The organism is Acinetobacter sp. GW821-FHT01E09, from assembly GCF_059422385.1.
Genome location: NZ_JBWKWU010000001.1, coordinates 3,531,337 through 3,553,915, shown reverse-complemented (window position 1 = coordinate 3,553,915; position 22,579 = coordinate 3,531,337). Strand labels below are relative to the sequence as shown.

The 22,579-nt window shown below is 38.8% G+C and carries 19 protein-coding genes; 15 read left to right on the top strand and 4 right to left on the bottom strand.

Translation table 11 applies throughout. From position 1 onward, the window contains the following. Positions 1 to 12: 12 nt before the first annotated feature. A complete protein-coding gene (locus AC07U8_RS16245; RefSeq protein WP_494738270.1) occupies positions 13 to 1,116 on the bottom strand; it encodes an efflux RND transporter periplasmic adaptor subunit in 1,104 nt (367 codons plus the stop codon). Beyond that, positions 1,113 to 1,541, bottom strand: a complete 429-nt coding sequence (locus AC07U8_RS16240) for a DoxX family protein (RefSeq protein WP_270384933.1) — start codon at positions 1,539 to 1,541, stop codon at positions 1,113 to 1,115. Before AC07U8_RS16240 ends, AC07U8_RS16245 begins: the two co-directional genes overlap by 4 nt. 290 nt (positions 1,542 to 1,831) lie before the next feature. On the opposite strand from AC07U8_RS16240, the gene soxR reads away from it, so the two are divergent. From soxR to AC07U8_RS16220, 4 genes are all read left to right on the top strand, one after another. Then, positions 1,832 to 2,293 (top strand): redox-sensitive transcriptional activator SoxR, encoded by a 462-nt coding sequence (soxR, locus tag AC07U8_RS16235; RefSeq protein WP_004823478.1) that lies wholly within the window; start codon positions 1,832 to 1,834, stop codon positions 2,291 to 2,293. Positions 2,294 to 2,565: 272 nt separating this feature from the next. Continuing rightward, positions 2,566 to 5,499, top strand: a complete 2,934-nt coding sequence (locus AC07U8_RS16230) for a type VI secretion system Vgr family protein (protein ID WP_494738269.1) — start codon at positions 2,566 to 2,568, stop codon at positions 5,497 to 5,499. A gap of 10 nt (positions 5,500 to 5,509) precedes the next feature. Continuing rightward, positions 5,510 to 10,396 carry an RHS repeat-associated core domain-containing protein gene (locus AC07U8_RS16225; RefSeq protein ID WP_494738268.1) on the top strand — a complete coding sequence of 1,629 codons (4,887 nt, stop codon included), beginning with the start codon at positions 5,510 to 5,512 and terminating at the stop codon, positions 10,394 to 10,396. Beyond that, positions 10,397 to 10,936: an SUKH-3 domain-containing protein gene (locus AC07U8_RS16220; protein ID WP_151802862.1), complete on the top strand. Its 540-nt coding sequence runs from the start codon at positions 10,397 to 10,399 to the stop codon at positions 10,934 to 10,936. 176 nt (positions 10,937 to 11,112) lie between these two features. Here the strand turns inward: AC07U8_RS16220 and AC07U8_RS16215 are convergent, their stop codons facing one another. After that, positions 11,113 to 11,454: a winged helix-turn-helix transcriptional regulator gene (locus AC07U8_RS16215; protein ID WP_004717650.1), complete on the bottom strand. Its 342-nt coding sequence runs from the start codon at positions 11,452 to 11,454 to the stop codon at positions 11,113 to 11,115. Between the two features lie 142 nt (positions 11,455 to 11,596). Here AC07U8_RS16215 and AC07U8_RS16210 point away from each other — a divergent pair, with 142 nt between their 5' ends. The 4 genes from AC07U8_RS16210 to AC07U8_RS16195 all read left to right on the top strand — a co-directional run bounded on the left by AC07U8_RS16210 (position 11,597) and on the right by AC07U8_RS16195 (position 15,339). Then, the gene (locus tag AC07U8_RS16210; protein WP_270383473.1) at positions 11,597 to 12,253 is read left to right on the top strand and encodes a DsbA family protein; all 657 of its coding nucleotides are present in this window, start codon (positions 11,597 to 11,599) and stop codon (positions 12,251 to 12,253) included. Between the two features lie 25 nt (positions 12,254 to 12,278). Further along, positions 12,279 to 13,139 carry a Vmh family MBL fold metallo-hydrolase gene (locus AC07U8_RS16205; RefSeq protein ID WP_270383476.1) on the top strand — a complete coding sequence of 287 codons (861 nt, stop codon included), beginning with the start codon at positions 12,279 to 12,281 and terminating at the stop codon, positions 13,137 to 13,139. Between the two features lie 464 nt (positions 13,140 to 13,603). After that, positions 13,604 to 14,473, top strand: coding sequence for a glyoxalase III HchA (gene hchA / locus AC07U8_RS16200; protein WP_270383479.1), 870 nt, complete (start codon positions 13,604 to 13,606; stop codon positions 14,471 to 14,473). Between the two features lie 128 nt (positions 14,474 to 14,601). Beyond that, positions 14,602 to 15,339 carry a PA1136 family autoinducer-binding transcriptional regulator gene (locus tag AC07U8_RS16195; protein WP_105713498.1) on the top strand — a complete coding sequence of 246 codons (738 nt, stop codon included), beginning with the start codon at positions 14,602 to 14,604 and terminating at the stop codon, positions 15,337 to 15,339. 239 nt (positions 15,340 to 15,578) lie between these two features. Here AC07U8_RS16195 and AC07U8_RS16190 read toward each other — a convergent pair whose 3' ends face one another. Continuing rightward, positions 15,579 to 16,394, bottom strand: a complete 816-nt coding sequence (locus AC07U8_RS16190) for an IclR family transcriptional regulator (RefSeq protein ID WP_105713499.1) — start codon at positions 16,392 to 16,394, stop codon at positions 15,579 to 15,581. A gap of 258 nt (positions 16,395 to 16,652) precedes the next feature. Between AC07U8_RS16190 and AC07U8_RS16185 the strand changes: the two genes are divergently transcribed. The 7 genes from AC07U8_RS16185 to AC07U8_RS16155 are packed head-to-tail and all read left to right on the top strand — an operon-like array spanning position 16,653 to position 22,570. Next, positions 16,653 to 16,958 carry a non-heme iron oxygenase ferredoxin subunit gene (locus AC07U8_RS16185; protein WP_034615827.1) on the top strand — a complete coding sequence of 102 codons (306 nt, stop codon included), beginning with the start codon at positions 16,653 to 16,655 and terminating at the stop codon, positions 16,956 to 16,958. 25 nt (positions 16,959 to 16,983) lie between these two features. Beyond that, positions 16,984 to 17,283, top strand: a complete 300-nt coding sequence (locus AC07U8_RS16180; protein ID WP_004823462.1) for a recombinase-like helix-turn-helix domain-containing protein — start codon at positions 16,984 to 16,986, stop codon at positions 17,281 to 17,283. A 17-nt stretch (positions 17,284 to 17,300) separates the two neighbouring features. After that, complete coding sequence (locus AC07U8_RS16175) at positions 17,301 to 18,368, top strand: Rieske 2Fe-2S domain-containing protein (protein WP_239045100.1); 1,068 nt, start codon at positions 17,301 to 17,303, stop codon at positions 18,366 to 18,368. Next, the gene (locus AC07U8_RS16170) at positions 18,361 to 19,125 is read left to right on the top strand and encodes an SDR family oxidoreductase (protein WP_105713500.1); all 765 of its coding nucleotides are present in this window, start codon (positions 18,361 to 18,363) and stop codon (positions 19,123 to 19,125) included. Before AC07U8_RS16175 ends, AC07U8_RS16170 begins: the two co-directional genes overlap by 8 nt. 11 nt (positions 19,126 to 19,136) lie before the next feature. Then, complete coding sequence (locus AC07U8_RS16165) at positions 19,137 to 20,069, top strand: VOC family protein (RefSeq protein WP_004717628.1); 933 nt, start codon at positions 19,137 to 19,139, stop codon at positions 20,067 to 20,069. A 25-nt stretch (positions 20,070 to 20,094) separates the two neighbouring features. Then, a complete protein-coding gene (locus tag AC07U8_RS16160; protein ID WP_270383498.1) occupies positions 20,095 to 21,306 on the top strand; it encodes an NAD(P)/FAD-dependent oxidoreductase in 1,212 nt (403 codons plus the stop codon). Positions 21,307 to 21,346: 40 nt separating this feature from the next. Beyond that, a complete protein-coding gene (locus AC07U8_RS16155; RefSeq protein ID WP_004823455.1) occupies positions 21,347 to 22,570 on the top strand; it encodes an MFS transporter in 1,224 nt (407 codons plus the stop codon). The last annotated feature ends 9 nt before the right edge of the window (positions 22,571 to 22,579 follow it).

Here is a 22,579-nt window from a genome sequence, read left to right as displayed (position 1 = left end):
TCGCTTATCTCCCTAGACTTTGGGCTTGATCGAGGAAGATTGGGGATGCTCAAGTGTATTTACGGTCGGCTCAACTTGCATACCCTCACTTAATTTAAGTTGCCCTGATACAACAACTTGATCACCTGCTTTGAGCCCAGATTTGACTACAACTTTGGCTTGATGGCGCTCACCGAGCACTACAGCCACACGTTGCACAATAAGCTTGTTCTGGTCTTGTTTTGCAAGGAAGACAGTATTGCCATAAGCTGTATAGGTAATTGCAGTTTCAGGAACGACCAAGCTTGGAAGTTCAGATTCTTGGATGTCTAATTTGGCATACATGCCCGGTTTTAACTGTTGATCATGGTTATTTAAAATTGCTTGCCCCTGCACAGTTCGCGATGTTGTGATCAGCGGTTCGATTGCACTTACCACAGCTGTAAAGGACTTTGCAGGAAATGCATCAATTTTGAGTTGTACAGATTGTCCGATTTTTAACCTTGATGCCAATTGTTCATCCAATGTGAAATTGGCAAGAATTTGTCGAAAGTCGACCAGATTAGCAATACCAGTGCCTGCCTCTAAATATTGTCCTTGATGTACTTGGCGTATTCCCATGACACCAGAAAAGGGTGCGCGAATCGCTTTCTGTTTTATGCTGGCTTGTAGCTGTTGGATTTCTGCACGCGTCATATCTCGATCAGCCAATGCGGTATCCATTTCTGCCCGTGAAATTGCATGACTATCAATCAGAAGTTTGGTGCGGTGATAGGCCATTTCGGCTTGTTTCAATTTGGCTTGCAAGCGACCTAATTGAGCTTGTTCAACATCGGTATTGAGTTGAATCAGTATTTGACCTTGTTGAACAGCTTGTCCAGATTGGAAATAAATCTGTTTGATCATACCTGTTGTTTCTGTTGACACTTTGACTTGTCGGATTGCTTCCAACTCACCAATACTGGAAAGCACTTGTGGAATATTTTGTTCGACTACTGTACTCAAGGCCACTTTGACTGGAGGATAAGCGCCAGATTGATGCGTTTCACTTGAACGAGAATTTAAATAAAAATAGATTGCGACACCCACGAGAATTAAAGTGATCGCGATTAGAAAAAGCCATTTGTTGTTTTTCATGCGACAACTCCAAGGTTGCGGAGTTGTTGTCGAAAATGACTGGCAATGGTCAGCGCTAAAAGTCCGCCAATCACTGAAATATGTTCAAGTGCAAAGTAAAAGGCGATATTGGCTTGAATACCAGTCATGTTCCAAAAGTGATGCACAATCACAATTGTCAGTGCTAAAAATACTGAAAGAATCAGTGTGCCAAACCACATATTCCGCTCAAATAAAATACAATAGGCGCCCACAAGCAGAATCAACGCAGAAGCATAATTAAATAACCATGCAGGCTCTAGACCAGCCGCCCGCATTTCCAAAAATCCTGTTTCTACAGCAAGAATTTTACTAAGTCCTGAACTTAGAAATAGAAGCGCAAGACAACATCTGCTGATGGCCCACAGCCATTGGCTTTCTAAACTTAATTTAATGAAATATGGCATGAGAATATTTCCTGAAGAAATAAGACTGGATGATTAAAACCTTTAAAATGAATAGCTTGCTGTTATTCGTAACAGCTGTGGCAAGCAGTCTAAAACCTCAAGTTATATTTAGGTCAATGGGCTTTGATCAGAAAATTTGTAGAGGGATAAGATTTTTACAATGGATTAAATTGGTGATAACGTTTTTTGTATTTTGAGTTGTAATGATGAAAAGCCATGGCAGCTAAGATCAATTGACAAATGTACTTTGCTGAATTATAAAACCTCAAGTAATGTTGAGAAATATCAAAATGCAGGCAGAAGAAAAAATTGATTTTAATCGAATGATGACAGTAGGAGAGGTGGCTAAACGGAGTGGTGTAGCCGTTTCAACCTTGCATTTTTATGAGTCGAAAGGACTAATTAAAAGTATCAGAACAAATGGAAATCAGCGTCGTTTTCCATCAATTGTCTTACGTTATATTGGAATTATTAAGGTTGCACAAAAAGTCGGAATTTCTCTGGAGGAAATTAAAAATGCATTAAGTGTTTATCCTATGGGAAGCAAATTAACCGCAGAACAATGGTCAGTTTTATCATCGCATTGGCGTAAGGATTTAGATGAGCGTATTCAAAAACTAACACGTTTAAGAGATGAAATGGATTGGTGTATCGGTTGTGGTTGTTTATCTCTAAAACAATGTCCTTTACGTAATCCAGAAGATGTATTGAGACATGAAGGATCTGGCCCCCGTATTTTAGAGCGTGAATAAGAACCCAATATTAATATTGGATACGTTTGATATTTTAGCTTTTTATCTTGGGCTGTTGATCACTTATGTTTGGTGAAAAAACTGTAAGTGCACTTTCAAGTTTTTAATCAGTGCAAATGACCATTATCAATAATGATATTGAGCTAAAAAGGGCATATTCAAAACCTAGTCAGTGTTGTGTAAATAACCAGTAATAAATAGACAGGTCTGTATAGACAGTCCGCCTAACTTTTTAGTAGAATACATCACAATTTAAAATTAAATAATAATGCATGTCTAACAATATTTACGCTGCTTTGGAGCAGCTTGGCTTATCAGCACAAAAACGTGCGATTCACGTACAATTTTCTAATTCGGCGTTGAGCCAGCAAGTATTCCTACAACGTATCGATGGAACACATCAAATCAATGAGGGTGTTCGGCTCCAACTCATCTGTCTTGCAACGTCAGCAAGTATTCCTTTAAAAAGCTTTATTGGAACTCAAGCTGCGATTGATATCGTCACAGATAAATCCGAGTTAACCCGTATTTCAGGAATTGTGACCCAAGCCGATATTGGCGCATCTGATGGTTCTCTTACCATCTATCGTTTGACTGTAGAAGACCCAACAGCACTTTGGAAACACCGTAGAAACTCTCGAGTATTTATGAATAAGTCGGTTGTGGATGTGATCCAGACCGTATTCCAAGAATGGGCACAACGCAGTCTACTGTTTGCTTCAAGTCTGACATTGGACAAGAGTGGTTTAAGCAAAGACTATGATGTACGCCCATTCATTATGCAGGCATCTGAAAGCGACTTTGACTTCCTGACCCGTTTGATGAGAAGTGAAGGGATTAACTGGCTGATCGATGAAGCACAACTTAAAGTGTCGAGTTCAACAGAACAAATCCAAACACAAAAGCTTCGTTTAATTGATGATAATTCGCAATTTAGTGCCTTAGAACGCCGCAATATTCGCTTCCATAGAAGCAGCGCCGTAGAAAAAACTGATTCAATTACCAATTTTATTGGTCAGCGTTCCATTCAACCGACTTCAGTGTATATCCAACGTTGGCAAGCTGATGTATTGGATATTGATGAAGGCGCTGGCAGTGTCCAAAGTAAACACAGCCATAGTGAAAATTATGACAATGCCAGTTTAGCTTTAGAACAAGCATGGCACTTTAGCCCTGCATGGATACAAGACCTTAATGGCGAAGATGGTGCAACGCCATCGGGCAACAGTCAGATTGAAAAGTTTAACCAAAACCTCAGTAACTACTACGATTCACAAGCCAAACAATTTACAGCAACGTCAACTGTGCGCGATGCACATGTTGGTTATTGGTTTGAACTGAATGAACACCCTGAGATAGATCAACACTCAGGTGCAGACAAAGAGTTTTTAATCACGGCTAAAAGCTTTTATAACCAAAATAATTTACCCAAAGATCTCACTGATCAAGTCACCGCTTTAGTTCAACAAAGCAATTGGCAAACAAGTCAAATCACCAGCAACACGAGTGATGAACGTCAAGCCAGTAATTTAACCATTCAACGTCGTAATATCAGCACGGTTCCAGCCTATAACCCATTACAACACCGACCGCTTGCATCACCGCAACGGGCCAAAGTGGTGGGGCCAAGCGGAGAAGAAATCCATGTTGATGAATGGGGGCGTATTAAAGTTCGCTTCCTGTTTAGCCGTAATGAAGACAATACCCATGATGGCGGTGCGGGTTCTAATGATAACGATACAGATTCAGCTTGGGTCGATGTCCTGACCCCGTGGGCAGGTGAAGGCTATGGTGCGCGGTTCTTACCGAGAATAGGTGAGATCGTTGTTATTGATTTCTTTGATGGCAACATTGACCGTCCATTTGTGGTTGGGCGCATCCATGAAGCGCAACGTCATCCAAGCAAGTTTGATGACAAAGGCAAACTGCCTGACACCAAGAAACTGGCAGGAATAAAAAGTCGAGAGTATCAAGGCAGTGGCTACAATCAACTGAGGTTTGACGATACTACTGGCCAAATCAGTAGCCAGTTACAGAGTAGTCATGCCGCCAGCCAACTTAACTTGGGCAAACTGAGTCACCCAAAAGACAAAGCAGAAAGTGAAGATCGTGGTGAAGGCTTTGAACTTCGTACAGACCAATGGGGAGCAGTACGTGCAGGGCAAGGTTTACTGCTTTCAACCTATAAACAAGACCAAGCCAAAGGTGATCACCTTGATTCAGAGTTTGCCAAAAAGCAACTTGAAGGTAGTCAGACCAACAGTAAAGCCTTAAGCGATATTGCCAAGAACCAAAAGACGGATGAAATTGAATCAATTGAGCAACTGAAAGAATTTACAGAACAGCTCGAGCAAAAAATTGCTAAATTTAATAAAGCCTTGCTTTTATTAAGCTCACAAGATGGGATTGCCTTAAGTACCCCTGAAGATATTCATATCTCCGCAGATTCGCAGATCAATCAGATTGCAGGCGATAGCATCAACTTGAGTACGCAAAAGAATTTGATTGCACACGCGCAAAACAAACTCAGTTTATTTGCTGCTCAAGGTGGCATTAAAGCCATTGCAGCGCAAAGTAAAGTTGAAATTCAAGCACAGTCAGATGCTTTAGATGTATTTGCCAAACTGGGAATTAACATTTCATCTACTGATGACAAAGTTGTGATTAGTAGTCCTAAAGAGGTTGTGATTACAGGTGGTTCATCGCAAATTGCGCTGAATAATTCAGGAATTTTCCCAAAAACAGGTGGAAAGTTTGAGGTGAATGCTGGGCAGCATGTGTTTAAACCTGGAGCGCATATCAATACTTCACAGCAATCATTGAAGTCAAATAATGCCAAAGGTGTGTTGGAGCTTTTCAATAGCTATATTCATGGTGAGGCGATAAAACAAGGGAAATTTAAAGTAGTTGATGTTAAGGGTAAAGAGTATCAAGGCGTGCTTGATGATAAAGGTTTTGCACGTGTTACAGGTATTGTTCCTGGCTCAGTTAAAGTATTTTTTGAGGGGGATCAAAGAGACCCTTGGGCTGAAACTAGCGATTTAAAAAGACAAGCTGAATGGCCAACAGCACAACAATTAGAAGGTTTTAATCCAGATATGATATTTAATTCAATTTCAAAAATGAAAAATACAAGATCAGATGTGTCTAAGGCATTTAGTAATGCTTCAAGTTTGGTAGCTAATCTTCATAAATTAAAAAAATAAGGAATAAAACATGGGTCTATTAGGCATGGTTCCTTCAAAGCCAGGAAACCAAACTCCAGAACAAAAACAAGCAATAGTAACATTAGCAAATAGTTTAAAAACACAAGTAGTGGTTGCCCCACTTCAAAGTATTGCACCTCAAGATATTGTATCAAGTCGAAATAGCATCAATGATTGGCTAAAACAAAATATTAGTCCTGATTTTGATTTAAATACTCTTGCTCAAGTTGCAGGCGTTATCCCTGTAGTCGGTAATATTATTGCTCTTGTTGATGTGGTCGAAGGTATTATCAATTTGGTTAACAATCCAAATCCAGCCATATTAGATTGGGTAGATCTTTGTATTAATTTGATTGGTGTTATTCCAGTCCCTCCAGGAATGAATACAGCTCGTATGACCCTAAGGCCGATGGTCATGGCGGCAAGAAATGCAGTATCTACAGGTAAAACAACTTTAGCTTTGGCTGTGGAAAGTGCAATACAAGCTAGTTTAAATGATGCTCTTGCGGGTCAAATACAACCTTTCGTAGATAAAGCGACAGGGCAAATTGATACTTTAATCAATGGCTGTTCGGATTATGCGATGAAAATATCTAATGATTTTTCATCGGGCTTAATCAATATTGCAAATGGTCAGGCTGTTAACCCTATAGCGATTGCAAATGCTCAAAAAGATGCACAGAAAAGTTTTAGCAAGGTGACTACAGGTAGTTTAATCCGAGATCCTAAAAATACCTTTGATAACTTGTTTAAAGCACTCACCTTATCTGCCTCAGCGCAAGTGGGACAAGTTGCAAATCAAGTTTTACAAAAAATCTTGGCAAGATTGGGGGCAGCTGGGAAAGCGGCACTTTTAGCAGTTGCAACTAAAATAAAAACATTTGGTGCAAAAGCTGCTCAAGCAATTAAGGCAAAAGCAAAGACGTATCTATTAAAATTTATTGAAATATTAAAATCAGTATTAAAAAGAAGACCAAAAGGTGGTGCTGTAAAACCAAACACAACAACACAAGTTAAAAGCGTTACACCCGCGGCGCCTTTGGAAAGTAAATCAAAAGTTACAAAACCTAAAAAAGATCCAAATCCATGTAATTGTGGTGGGGCTGTCGCAAGTAAAAAAAGTATTAGTTTTATAACTGGTGTTGAATCTCTCACTCATCTTGATGCTGACATATTTTCAACAAGAGGAATTTTCCAAACTCGAAGCTACGCTTCTAATTTGGAAGGCTATGATAAGAGTGAGTTTGGTGCAAGATGGCTTACACCTTGGACACTGAAAATTTTTGTTGAAGATGACAAATTTTTATTTGTCGATGAGACAGGGCGAATTATTCATCTTCCTAAACTCGCTGAAAATACAACTTATTTATCTGTTGCTGAAAATTTGTATATTACCAATCTTGGTAATAGTTTGGTCATTGAGTATAAAAATAAGGAACAATATTTATTTGAAAAATATAAAGATCAATACATTCTGAAAGCAATTGTAAAACCTGATCAAAGCACCATACTTATTGGGCATGAAGAAGGTATATTAAATAAGATCGAGTTTTTTAATGATAAAAAACTGGACTGTTATATTGAATGCATAAAAAATTCAAATCAAAAAATTGAAAAGCTGATTCTCAACAAAGATGGTAAGCGCTCGGATATAGCAAGTTATTCTTATGATCAGCAAGGTGATTTAATACAGGCAACCACTCGAGATCATGCGAATTATCACTATTCTTATCATAAACATTTACTTACCCGTTATACAGACTTAACCAATCGAGCAATAAATCTAGAATGGGATGGTGAAACATATGAAGCCAGAGCATTTCATGAATGGGCAGATGACGGTAGCCAAGAATTATCTTTAGCATGGCTAGATGATAAGCGTTGTACCTTAGTAATTGATGGCGAGGGTAATGTAACTCAGTATCATTATGATATTGATGGTTATAATTATCGTATTGTTTACCCTGATGAACTAGAAGAATGGTTTATCCGTGATAGTAATTCAAAAATCACTCAGCACTTTACAACGACTGGCGAAGTCTATATTTATCGGTATAACGATCAGGGTGATTTATTAGAATCTATCAATCCCGATGGCAGTTCAGTCGAATATAAATATGAAAATGGTAATCCAGTAGAAATTAAAAATGCTGAAGGAGCTATCTGGAAAAATGAATATGATAATAAAGATCAGCTGATCAAAGAAATAGATCCATTACAGCGTGAAACTTCATACAGTTATAGTGCTCAAGGATTACCGACCAGTATTATTGATGCCAAAGGTGGCTCGAAATCATTTAAATATGATGCACAGGGTAATTTACTCAGTTATCAGGATTGTTCAGGCAAAGAAATCAAATGGGGATATGATGAGCGTGGTCGGGTTAAGTTTGCCGAGAATGTATTAAAACAAAAAGTTGAATACTTTTATTCTGGATCAGGCCTTGAACAAAGAACGGCCATTATTAAAGGTGTTCCATTAAATGCTTTAGGGCAACTTGAAAAAATCAAACATGCTGATGGCACTGAAGAACATTTTGTACATGATGCCGAAGGGCGGTTACTTGCGCACCTTGATCCAAATCAACAACAAACCCGATACGAGTATGATGAGTCGGGTCTAATCACTGTGCGAACAGATGCATTAGGTCATAAGCTTAAATACAAATGGGATCAGCTTGGTCGCCTGCAGAGGTTAATTAATGAAAATGGTGCAAGTTACCAGTTCTTCTATGACGTCATGGGGCGTTTGCTGAAAGAAATTGATTTCGATGGAAAAGAAACAGTCTATAAATACGATGACAGAACTAAACAACTGACAACCAGTATCGAAGTTGCATCTGCTTATGGTCAGGATTTAAAAGACCGTGTTGCACAGAAAGACAGGATACAGCAATTTGTATTTGACAGCATGGGACGACTTGAACAGCGTACTGCAGGTTATGGCTACGACTCTCATGAAGTTGAACAGCAACAAATAGAAGAGTTTGCCTATGACAGCAATGGGCAACTTGTCTTAGCAAGAAATGCAGACAGTGCTGCACACTGGTTCTATGATGCGGTTGGTAATCAAATCCGTGAACATCATCAGGATTTAAAAACCAATAAAACAGCCGTGTGGAAACATACTTACGATGAGCTGAATGTGCGGATTCAGACGATTCGACCTGATGGGCAAAATATCGACTGGCTCACTTATGGCAGTGGTCATGTTCAAAGCCTGATCTTGAATGGTGAAGATGTTGTTAGCTTTGAGCGTGATGATTTACACAGAGAAACCGCACGGCACTATGCCAATGGAATTAGCCAAGAACAGAAATATGATGATATTGGACGCTTAACACAGCAAAGAATTGTCAATGGTCATGAATTTGGTTATCAATCTCCTACCCAACAGCAAAATAATGCAATCAATGAAACCCAGCAACTGATTCAGCGTTTATACAAATATGATAAAACAGGGCAATTGACAGATATTCACGATACAAGACGAGGAAATATCGTTTACAAATATGATCCTTTAGGACGATTACTAGATGCAAAAAGTAAACTTGGCAAGGAAACATTTTCTTTTGACCCTGCCAACAATATTCTTGATCCTTACAACACAACTTCTGATAAACAAACCAAGCAAAATATAGAAGAAAAGGATTATGGCTATAATCGTTTAGTAAACAATGTAGTTAAAGAATACCTAGACCAACAATACCAATATGATGCCTATGGTCAACTACTTCGACAAAAAACGAGCCAAGGTGATTTAAATCTTGAATGGGATGTATTTGGTCGATTAATCAAAAGTCGAAATACTGAATACACAGCAGAGTATCGTTACGATGCATTAGGTAGACGTATTCAAAAACGTAGTAAACATCATCATACAGGTGCTGAACAGAATGTGTTTTATGGATGGGATGGTGACACAGTCGCTTTTGAATCCACAGAAGGTTTCACCAAACATTATATTTATGAAAAAGGCAGTTTTATTCCTTTAGTTCAAGCGGTTTATCAAAGCTCAATAGAACTACACCAAACACTTGATTGGACAGATAAACCTTATAGTATTTATCGTGATCCTATATGGAAAACCATCAAAAAAAGTAAAGGCTTTGATGATGTATGGTTCTATCATTGTGACCACTTAGGTACGCCACAGGAAATGACAGACCACTCTGGTGCGATCATTTGGAAAGCGCAGTATAAAGCTTGGGGTGAATGTAAAGCTGAAAAAGTGAAATCTGACTTCTTCGGAAACTCAGAAATTATTTCAAATAATATTCGTTTTCAAGGGCAGTATTTTGATGAAGAAACGGGACTTCACTATAACCGTTATCGTTATTACTCGCCTTATGTGGGGCGGTTTGTAAGTAAAGATCCGATTGGATTGTTAGGGGGGAATAATTCTTATGCGTATGCACCTAACCCTGTAGCATGGATAGATAGTTTAGGTTTAAATAAAAAATTAACATTAAGTCAACAGCAGGACAGAGCAGTATTAGCAGCTAATAGGCTTAGAGCTCAGGAATTAGCTAAACCAGCTTCACAACGAGCACGAGTAGTAAATGCAATCGTAACTGAAGATGGTAATGTTTTAACAGGTATCAATAATAGAACGAATGTAACAGGGTATACTTTATTAGATAAAGCTCCAAATTCTGTTAAAAAAGCTTATGATGATGTTGAGTTAGGGGACAGAGGAAAAGGGCATGGGAATTGTGCTGAAGTCTGTTCTCTAGGGCAAGGGGTAAATTCCAAAAAAAGACTGAAACAGGCAGTCTCAGTAGCGATGCGTGTTGATAATGGTCAGTATATTCCTGCCTGTGGGTCATGTTCTGGAGCGTTAACAAGTTTTGAAGTTCTAGATGCTGTGAAATCAAATGGTAGATTGAGGTTTTAAATGAAGTTTCCACATCAAATTAGTTCTGAATTTTATGAGTTATTATATTTTGCAGGGTGGTATCCAGAAAGAGATATATTATTAGATAGCTTACCATTTGACTTGAAAGAATTTGAGCCTAATGTTGAATTATTTTTAAGGTCGCTATGGTATATTACTTTTGTAAAGAAAAAGTTCTATTTTAATAAGCCATTAGATGATATAGACTTACAAAATACGTATTATATATTTGGTGAAATAAGTACAAAACTAGCTAATTATGATTGCAGTGATGAGTTTAATGGTGAATATATAGAGTTATTAGGTGGTAATAAAAAATTAGTATGTTTTTGTACGAAAGCTGGGCGTGATGTTTTAATTGATATAGATGGACGAATCTATGAAGTACCTGATTCTGGAGATCTTTATTATTTAGGTGGAAGTTTTTATGAAGGGCTTTATAATCTCATATATAATCAAGGGGTAAGTTATATAGCATTAGGAAATGGTATTTTCCTTAATGAAAAAACACAAGAAAAATATCATATTAATGATATTTAATTGTTTTTGAAAATAGACCTAAAAATATATTTTTGTCTGTTTTAAAAATACTAACTGAATGGCTTTGTTGCATAAAAGCTATCATTAAAGGCTTATTCAGTAATATTATTTATAAATGAATAAGCCTTTCCCCAAAAATAAAGAACCTTAAAGGCACAACTTATAACAATTCTAAGTTAATTTTCATTCTGTTCAATCCATTGAACCAAATCATAAATTTTTTCAGCGACTTCAACCCCTTTATTTTCAGATAAAGAATATTCTACATGTGGCGGAATAATTGGATATTCTTTACGAATCACAAAACCATCATTTTCCAAATCACGTAAAGTTTGAGTCAACATTTTTTCACTGATGCCATCAATTCTACGTCTTAACTCACTAAAACGATGTGTTCCTCGTCTTAAACAGAACATGACCAAAACGCCCCAACGATTGGTTAAATGCATAAGCTTAACCCGAGAGGGGCAATTCTTTGACAACACATTTGCGGCTAAACAAGATTCATCAGTATTCATAAACTTTCCACGACTAAAAAACACTTACTTTTTAGTAAGTACTTACAAAAAGTAAGTTTATTATTTACTATAACAAATATCAGCAAAACTGTGTGGCTTTTCACATATTTTGAATCATATATTTATAGATGAGAGTTAATTTATGGCTTCTCCAATTCTACACTGGATTATCGACCCGATCTGCGGCTGGAGTTATGGTGCATTGCCTTTAATTAATGCAGTCGAAGAAAAATTTCCAAATCTACAACGTCTACATTTTGGTGGACTTTATAGTGAAGATCATCAACCACAAATGACAGCAGCAATGCGAACACAGATCATTCACTATGATGAACAAATTCATCAACTCACAGGTGTTGATTTTGGTGATGAATATAAAAATGGTTTGCTTAAAGACAGCACACTGATTATGAATTCTATCCCTGCAACTCATGCTTTACTGAGTATTCAGCAGGGGTTAGGGCATAGCGCGATGATATCGTTATTAAATTTAATACAACAGGGCTACTATCAAAAAGGTCTAAATGTCACACAATATAGTGTACTGGCTCAACTTGCTGTCGAGTTAGGACTGAATGATGACCAATGGTCAAAATATTTAGATGCGATCGATCAAGATCAACAAGATGAATATGTTCAGTATGCACGCCAATTATTATCCCATGTTCGAGGACAAGGTTTTCCAACATTGGTGTATGAAAATCAACATGGTGAAATGGGCAAAATACCACTTCATGGTTTTTATAATAAATCAGAGGATTTTGTACGTTTTCTAGATCAACAACTACTTAAATCTTAATTTAATTCTAAAGAGAGCCAACAATATGAAATTATTCTTAAAAACACTTCTTGCAAGTTCAGTGATGTTGAGTGCTTCTGCATTTGCAGCAGAGTTAAGCTATAAAGTTTATAACCCACAATCACAAGGCATTTTTCCAGTTACATCTACACTTATTTCGGGTGAAAAAGATGCAGTGCTGGTCGATGCGCAATTTAGTGTTAACGATGCAAAGAACTTGGTTAAAATCATTCAAGACAGCGGTAAAAACCTTAAATATATTGTGATTACAGCGGGTGATCCAGATTTTTATTTTGGTTTAGAGCCACTGGTACAAGCGTTTCCAGATGCAAAAGTGATTGCAACCCCAGAAGTTGTTAAACATATTGAAGCAACCAAAGAAGGTAAGTTTGCTTATTGGGGGCCTATCTTAAAAAATGGTGCGCCATCTCAAGTGATTGTACCGAGTGCCAGTGAAGATAAAACCATTGTGCTAGAAGGTGAAAAAATTGAGATCAAATCACCGGGTAAATACGCATCTTATCTTTGGGTTCCAAGCAATCGTACAATTCTAGGTGGTGTAGGGCTATCTTCAGGGATCCATCTGTGGACAGCAGATGCACAAACTGAAAAAGAACGTAACGAGTGGCGAAAAACGCTAAAACAAATGAATCGTTTAAATCCACGTGCAGTGATTCCTGGACATTATATTGGTGATATTCCAACAGGAACTCAAGCAATCGACTTTACTTATCAATACCTTGTGGATGTTGATCAAGTTTTAAAAGATCATAAAGATTCAGCATCAGTGATTACTGCTTTAAAAGAAAAATACCCGAACTTGGCTGAAGAAAGTTCTTTGGAGTTAAGCTCTAAAGTGTTGACGGGTGAGATGGAATGGAAATAATTTAACGATGACCTATTATTTTAAATTCATGAACTTTGTCATTGTTTGTGAACGAGGATAATCGGTTAATCTAATCAGGTGAAACTTAATCTAAGATCACGGTTAAGTTTCATCATTGAAGCCATTGATTTTTTCTAAGCGGAATTTTGAGTTTCAAAGTCTAATACACAATCAACATTTAAAAAATCTCTCACAGTATTTCATTTCTACGTTGTATTTCTGTATCGAGCGTGAGTATGGATCGTAGAAAATATAAAACTTTCTTAAAATCTAATTAAATAAAAATCATATGCTTAATGTTAATAAGGCAGGGTTTATTGGCAGCGATAGCGTGATTAAAATTGAATTCAGCATATGTTTTAAAAATGTAGGAATAGGGGTTTTCCCTCATTCAAAAATCTTTTTAGGGCAGAATATACTGTGCATGTTGAATATATCCTCTATAAGAACGCTTGGAGTAAAAAATGACTGAACTAAGTAAAATACCTACACCAGATACTGCTGAAGATAATGCATTTTTTCCATCCCCTTATTCTTTAAGCCAGTACACCGCATCGAAAACAGATTATGACGGTACGACTTATCCCAATCCATATCGTGGCGACAAAAAAATTCTGATGATTGCAACGGATGAGCGCTATATCCTGATGCAAAACGGTAAATTCTTTTCTACAGGAAATCATCCAGTTGAAATGTTACTTCCGGTATTTCATTTAGACAATGCAGGCTTTGAGTTTGATATTGCAACGCTCTCAGGCAATCCTGCCAAGTTGGAAATGTGGGCGATGCCGAATGAAGATCAAGTGGTTTTAGATACTTATGCAAAGTATGCTGAAAAACTTAAAAACCCGTTAAAGCTTGATGATATTTTGGACGAGATCATTGCTGGAAACTCGCCATATGTAGGGGTTTTCATTCCCGGTGGTCATGGTGTACTCGCGAAAATTCCTGAAAGTAAAAGTGTAAAAAAAGTTTTAGAATGGGCGATAAACAACGATAAATATGTGATTACACTGTGTCATGGACCCGCAGCTTTACTTGCCGCAGCCGTCGATGAAAAACCAGAAAACTATATATTTAAAGATTATGAAATTTGTGTATTTCCTGACTTTTTAGATAAAGGCGCAAATATTGAAATTGGTTATATGCCGGGACCATTACAATGGTTGGTGGGTGAAAATCTCGATAAATTAGGCGTTAAAATCCTAAATAAAGGTATTACAGGGCAGGTCCATAAAGACCGAAAACTTCTGACTGGAGACAGTCCTTTGGCATCGCATAATTTAGGTAAGTTAGCCGCTGAAACATTATTGGCTGATCCTGAATTGGTATAAGCATCAATCAAGACGTTGTTTCTATTTAGACGCAATTTTTTATCTCAATATTGGAGATCTAGAGGCGATTTGCTACTGATCTCCAATATTTTAGTTTTAAGCGTTCAGTTTAGTGAGAAGACGGCTTTATGAGACTTGCAAGCAATCAACTGGCCGATTTATTGTTTCAGACTGTTCACCAATTGAGACAAGCACGTGACCTCGAAAGTCTATTTAAAATTCTGGTGGGATTTGCTGCTCAGCTAAATTTTGATCGGATTATTGTATGTAGTGTTTCACCTCAAAACCAACATGAATGGATTGATGAAGTTTTCTTTGTGCATGGTAACTGGGTTGATCGCAGCAATATCGAAGAGCGTGAAGTTTATTTACGCCGCTGCCCAATCACCAAGCATATTTTTGAATACGATGAAGCCTTTTTTTGGGCAAAGAGCTTGCATAAAAAAACTGCAAAAGAAACCTATCGGATTATCAAAAGCCCTCTGCATCTTGGTGAGGTCAATGGAATACAAGTGCCCGTATTTGGTCGAACAGGTTTAGAGGGTGCAATTTCATTTGCGGGTGAAATTTCGGATATGGGTGCTGATTTTAAACTCACAGTACAGATGGTTTGTAATATTGCCTTTGGTGAAATTTTACATAAACAAAAGCATAGAATTGCGCATAAAAAAATACTGACCAAACGTGAAAAAGAAGTTTTAAAATGGGCAGCAGTGGGTCAAAAGCATTTTGAGATTGCCGACATTTTAAAAATTTCAGAGAGAACTGTTGAAAATCATTTACGCAGTATAAGAAAGCGCTTAGGAGTAAAATCTACTGCTCAAGCAATTGCTTCTGCCATCATCAGTAGAGAAATTGAATTATAAAGCAGCCCAATGTTTGCGACTTTTAAACATTCAGGTTTAGCCAAAAGCGCAGCGATTCTTTTAAGAAGCATAGCGTGAGCATTGAGATTTTAAGCCCCCCTCAAAAAAAAGAAGAAAAGAAATAAAATAATAATCATCGCCAAATAAAAACCAGAAGGATTCTTTATTTGGCGTGTATGTGTAGAAAATTTGGTTAGTCTTCACTATGCCCAAATTGAAGTAATTAGATTTATCAATGCTTAAAAATAAATAAATTTTGAAATTTTATCAGCATACTCAACTACATTTTGAGAAATTTCACCTCTAAATAAATCTTCTGTATAGGTGCTCAATGGGCAGCTTACAGATAATACGGCAGCGATTTCTTGAGTTGCCTGACTATAAATCGGTGCAGCACTGGCAGCCATATCGGTATTAAAGTGCCCCCAACTGATCATAAAATCCTGACTGCGGACATAGTTTAAACGTTCTAATAAACTCGCCAAATCACGTGGTGTACGATCAGAATAGACTTTCCAATCGGTAAAATGTTCATAACGCTTAACCACTTCAGCCTCGGAAAGGCGAGATAAAATTAATTGTCCAATTACGGTGGCATGGGCATGCCAACGTGTACCAATATGCACATTACTGGTAAATGAACCAATAGATTGGGCATTGCTGATAAAGACAATATCGGTGTCTTCTAAAATCGAAAGATGCACAGCAATTTTAATTTTATCGCGTAATTCACGCATGATGGGGCTAGCCAGATCAGTCAGCGATGATTTGGATAAGCTGTTAAAACCAAGTTCCATCACGTTGCTGTTCAGCGCATAAGTCTTTTGCGACATTTTTCTTAAATAACCACAAAACTCTAAAGTGTGGATTAAACGAAAAGCACTCGAACGGTTTACATCTAATTTTTCTGCGATTTCAGAAATGGTCATTTCCTGATGCTGTTGATCAAATAATTTTAAAATGGCTAAGCCACGCACCAAACCCGGTACTAAATAACGTTCATCATTATTGGGTTCAGCATTTTGCTCCAAGAGAGCATCATTTATTAAGTTCATTGCCAAGTTGCCCTATGTTTATTTTGGAATTCCTGCACATGGAATACCACTATAGTAATCATCAATTTTTCTAATCTCAATGTTTATATATAAAACATTTTTTTGATTAAGAAACATCTAAAATTATAACTTTTTATTAATTCATTGAAAAACATAAAAATATAGTATTTGACAAGCAAAATGATCAAAGCTTATGCTATTCATTATGTTTTAAATGCTAAATTAAGTTTTATATATAAAACAAATAAGGATGCAAAAATGAGTTGGATCTCAGTTTGTCAGCAAGATGACATTACCGAAGACGAGCCGAAAGCCATAGAAGTCGAGGGTAAGAAAATTGGTGTTTTTTTTATCGATGACAATTATTTTGCGATCGAGAATGTTTGCCCACATGCCTTTGCGTTGCTAACAGAAGGTTTTATTGAAGATCAAACCGTGGAATGCCCATTACATGAGGCAATTTTTGATATTCAAACAGGTGAGCTAAAGAGTGGACCGGGATGTCGTGATTTGTGTACTTATCCCGTACGTGTTGAAGGGCAGGACGTTCAAATTCAACTATAAGTCTTATTTATAAGGATGGAATCTCATGAAAACATTTAATGAGAAGCTAGCGAACTGGATTCATGCCACGCCAGCGACCGAAGCAGGGATCAACAATATTCAAATACCGGGACAGCCAGAACTTCTGGTTTGGCAAACACGCTATAAAGTGCCAACAGTCTATGAGCAGGATTTTGTTCAACATTTAATTCAAGCCTTTTCTTCAGGCGTAACAGAACTTACTGATTTAGTTCAATCTTTAAATCAACAAGGTTTTCGTTGCGAGTCTGGTGAACTTTGGACTTCTGAAACATTTTCTGAAGAAATGCAACGTTTAGGTTATTGATTCAAGGAAGAACAGTGATGAATGCAGCAGTAACAGTGACTCCGAGTGTTGAGGAGTATTTAGATTTAGGTTTACGTGATCAATGGCATCCTGTACTGGCAAGTTGGGAAGTCGCAGCCAATCCTGTGGGTATTACCCGTTTAGGTGAAAATATCGTGGTTTGGCGTGATGACCAAGGTCAGGTGCATGCTTTAGAAGATCGTTGTCCGCACCGTGGTGCGCGTCTTTCTTTAGGTTGGAACTTAGGTAATCGCGTGGCATGTTGGTATCACGGCGTTGAAGTTCGCCATGATGGCAAGGTTGAAGATGTACCCGCAGTACATGAATGCCCAATGAAAGGCACAACCTGTGTGAAAAGCTACCCAGTGATTGAGCAACATGGTGCAATTTTCCTGTGGTTTGGCATTGATCCAAATGAAGTCGCTAAACCACTTGATTTTCCTGAACAATTGGCGAGTGAGGAATGGAGTTCATTCCTATGCCAAGCGGATTGGAAGGTCAATCATCAATATGCGATTGATAATGTAATGGATCCAATGCATGGCACCTATTTGCATTGTACCTCGCACTCAATGGCGGACGGTGAGCGTACTGCAGAAATGAAACACCGCTCAACTGAAAATGGTTTTGTCTTTGAAAAAGAAGGGCAAACAGGGGTCAATTTTGACTGGGTTGAATATGCCAATACTGGTGCAAGTTGGTTGCGTCTTTCGATTCCTTATCGTAAAGATTTTGGTCCAGGCGGTGAGTTTTGGATTGTGGGTTATGCCACACCGATTGATGCTCAAAATACCCGTGTTTTCTTCTGGCGTTGTCGTAAAGTTAGTGGTTGGCAGCGTAATGTTTGGCGTTTTCTTTACCGCAATCATTTAGAAAAGTTGCATTGGGATGTCTTGGAACAAGATCGAATTATTTTAGAAAATCTTGCGCCAAACGCACGTCAACATGAATTCCTCTATCAACATGATGTCGGTTTATCGCGCTTACGCCGTTTAATGAAAAAAGAAGCGGAAAAGCAGTTAAAGAAAATTGCGAGCTTGAATAGCTCAAACCGTATTGAAATGCAGGAACAAGTTCATGGTTAATGTCGCATTGTTGCAGGGCAAGAAAGTCTTTGTTACAGGCGCAGCAAGAGGCTTGGGACGAGACTTTGCACAGGCCATTGCCGAAGCAGGTGCTCAAGTGGTCATGGCGGATATCTTGACAGATCTTGTGCAACAAGAAGCAGCAGTATTGCAGGCACAGGGTCTACAGGTGACTGCGGTCACGATTGACTTGGCCAATGCTGATTCGATTCAACAGGCTGTTCAGCAAGCAGCTGAACATTTAGCTGGAATAGATGGTTTGGTGAATTGCGCTGCACTTGCGACCAATGTGGGTGGTAAAAGCTTGATGGATTATGACGCCGATCTATGGGACCGGGTCATGAACATCAATGTCAAAGGGACGTGGTTGGTCACCAAAGCATGTGTGCCATATCTCAAGCAGTCCGATGCAGGCAAGGTGATTAATGTGGCATCGGATACGGCTTTATGGGGCGCACCTAACTTGATGGCTTATGTTGCAAGTAAAGGTGCTTTGCTGGCAATGACCCGTTCGATGGCAAGAGAGTTAGGGCCATTTAATATTTGTATCAATACGCTTTCTCCAGGATTGACGCTGGTTGAAGCAACAGAATATGTACCGCAAGATCGTCATGATTTATATGTAAATGGTCGTGCGATTCAACGTCAGCAGTTACCACAGGATCTGAACGGAACAGCACTTTATTTACTTTCGGATTTGTCCTCATTTGTGACTGGACAGAATATTCCCGTAAATGGTGGTTTTGTCTTTAATTAAGGAATTGTTTCATGATTACAGGGATTGAGATTTTAAAGTTTGGCGTTGAGGATCGGGCTGCTTCAAATAAATTTTTGGCAGATTTTGGTTTAAAGCCAAGCCAATCAGATATTGAGGGTACGGATCTTTATCAAACCCAGAACGGCAGTAAAATTTATTTATTTGATTGTGATGATCCGCGTCTACCACAGGCCATCGAGTCAGGTTCAACATTACGTGAAGTGACTTGGGGCTTGGATGATGCAGCACAGGATTTGGCTGATTTAGCGACTCGCCTGAAAGATGTAGATGGTTATCAAGCCACGGCTGACATGCTGCAATGCCTAGACCCAAATGGGATGACCATTCGCTTTCAAGCCAGCTTTACCCAAGAGCTACCTGCGTTAAAAACTGAAGGGATTAACCAATACGGCAGTATCACTCGTGTCAATGCAGCCAGTCCAGTGTATGAAAAAGGGCAACCTGTTGCGATTGGACATGTGGTGTTCTTTACTCCAGATTTAGAAAAAACAGAATCTTTCTATATCGAAAAGCTCGGTTTCTTCTTATCGGATGCTTATCGTAATCGTGGTGCTTTTTTACGTTGTCGTGGCAAAGGCTATCACCATGATTTGTTTTTGCTTTCGGTACCCAATAAACCTGCTGGACTCAATCATGTGGCCTTTGTGGTGCGTGATATTCATGAAGTGATTGGCGGTGGCTTAAACATGAACCGTTCTGAATGGTCTACTTTTATTGGTCCAGGTCGTCATCCAATTTCTTCGGCTTACTTCTGGTATGTCAACTCACCTTTGGGTGGTGCATTTGAATACTACACCAATGATGATTATTTGACGGAAGAATGGCAACCACGTGTTGAAGAACATTGTTTAGAACTCTTTACTGAGTGGGCGGTTGAAGGTGGTTTAGATGACCATACTCGTCGCCAAGTCAAACCTGTATAAGCAGTTGGAACAGGGAGATTAAGCTATGCAAAGAATAGTCATCGTTGGCGCAGGACAAGCTGCGGGTTGGGCAGTAAGCACACTCCGTCAACATGGATTTCTAGGTGAAATTCATGTGGTATCCAATGAGGAACGGGTATTTTACGAACGCCCACCCCTGTCAAAACAAGTCCTCTCCAAAGAAGCCAGTTATGACAGTTTGCATCTGTTCTCTGCTGAACAGATGCAAGATTTTAACATTGAGTGGCACAAACCCGCTGTGGCAACTCAAGTGGATCGCCAACAAAAACATGTGGTTTTAGAAAGCGGTCAAGTTTTGCCTTATGACAAATTATTGATTGCGACTGGAAGCCGAGCACGTGTGCCAGTCAATACATGGCAGTTTATTCCCAATGTGGTGACTTTACGGAATGTACAAGACTGTGAACGTTTAGCCGAAATCTTACAACATACGCAAAAGTTAGCAGTAATTGGTGGTGGTTGGATCGGCTTGGAAATTGCAGCAACGGCACGGAAACAAGGCAAACAAGTGCATGTTTTTGAATACGGTGATCGACTTTGTGCACGTAGCGTTAGCCCTGATGTGTCTGAATTTTTGCAAAATATGCATCAACAACAAGGTACTCAGATCCATTTAAATAGTAAAAATGTGCATTTGATTGAAGCCGGTCAACAGCAAGTTGAAGTGGTGAATTATCCAAATGCCAGTGAACTATTTGATTGTGTAGTAGTGGGTGCGGGTGCAGATATTGCCAAAGAGCTAGGTGTGAGTGCGGGTTTAGACGTTAAAGATGGCATTGTCGTCAATGGTTTTGGACAAACTTCAGACCAAGACATTTATGCCGCAGGTGATGTGGCGATACATCCAAGTTTGGGCTATTGCATTCAGTCTTGGGCCAATGCGCAAAATCAAGCCATTGCCACGGCAAAGTCAATGTTAGGTATGGATACGGAATATCTGGATATTCCTTGGTTATGGTCAGACCAGTATCACTACAATATTCAGATTTTAGGGACTTACCAACCTGAAAAAACCAAGCAGATTGTGCTACGTCAAAATGCAGCTGATCAGTGCAGTTATCTTTATCTGGATGAACAAAACTGTTTGATCAATATGATTGCGATCAATGACTCAAAACTGGTCAAACTGGCAAAGCGCTGGATGCAATCCAATACCGTGTTAGACCCCCAATTATTAGCAGACCCTGAATTTAATGTCATGAAATTAAAACCATAAACATTAAATACGGTTCATGACTCAATCGAAGGAATGAAATATGAGTAATGAAGAAAAAAGTGGATTGAAGCATTGGGTTCCTGCTTTTGTCCTGATGATCTGTGTCGTTCTGGCATTTTTCGACAAAATTAGTATCGCAGTCTTATTTGCGGACCCGCACTTTCAGGGCGCGATGGGGATTGCCCAAGACAAAGCAAAGCTTGGATGGTTAATGACCAGCTTTTTATTGGCTTATGGTTTTTCCTCTGTGTTTTTAAGCTTCTTAGGCGATATTTTTAGTCCTAAAAAAATGCTGTTTTGGAGCGTCTTATCGTGGGGAATACTCATGTTCTGTATGGGTTTTACTACCAACTATACAGGGATGTTGATTCTCCGCGTTCTGCTTGGATTAGCTGAAGGCCCATTATTTGCCTTGGCTTATACCATCGTGAAACAAACCTATACAGATCGTCAGCAAGCACGTGCTTCCACCATGTTTTTGTTGGGTACACCGATCGGTGCCTTCTTGGGTTTTCCAATTACCGCGGCTGTTCTCGCAAAGCATGATTGGCATACCACCTTCTTTGTGATGGCTGGTTTAACTGTAATTGCACTGATTGCGATTGTGTTTGGCTTACGTAATTTACAACTCAAGAAAACCATTGAGCTGGAATCGACCAGTAAACGTGTCAATTTTAAAGGGCATATTCATAACACCAAAGTGCTATTACAGAACGGTTCATTTTGGTTGGTGTGTATTTTCAATATTGCACTGATGACTTATCTGTGGGGATTAAACAGTTGGGTTCCATCTTATTTGATCCAAGACAAGGGCTTTAACCTTAAAGAGTTTGGTATTTATTCAAGCTTCCCATTTATCGCCATGTTGATTGGTGAAGTGATTGGTGCATTTCTTTCTGACAAGTTAGGTCGTCGTGCCATTCAGGTATTCAGTGGCTTACTGGTGGCCGGCATCTTTATGTATGTCATGGTCATTATGACAGATCCAATTTTAGTGATTGTTGCAATGTCTCTCAGCGCAATGGCTTGGGGCTTTGGTGTCGCAGCAATATTTGCACTACTTGCTCGTGTGACCACCGCTGATGTGGGCGCGACTGCGGGTGGGATTTTTAATGGACTGGGTAATTTTGCCAGTGCAATTGCACCCGTTCTGATCGGTTACATCGTGATGCAAACCCACAGTTTTAATTTAGGAATTACCTTCTTAGCAGCAGTTGCTGTGATTGGATCGTTCTTCTTGGTTCCTTTACTAAAACGTTATTAATTCAAGATA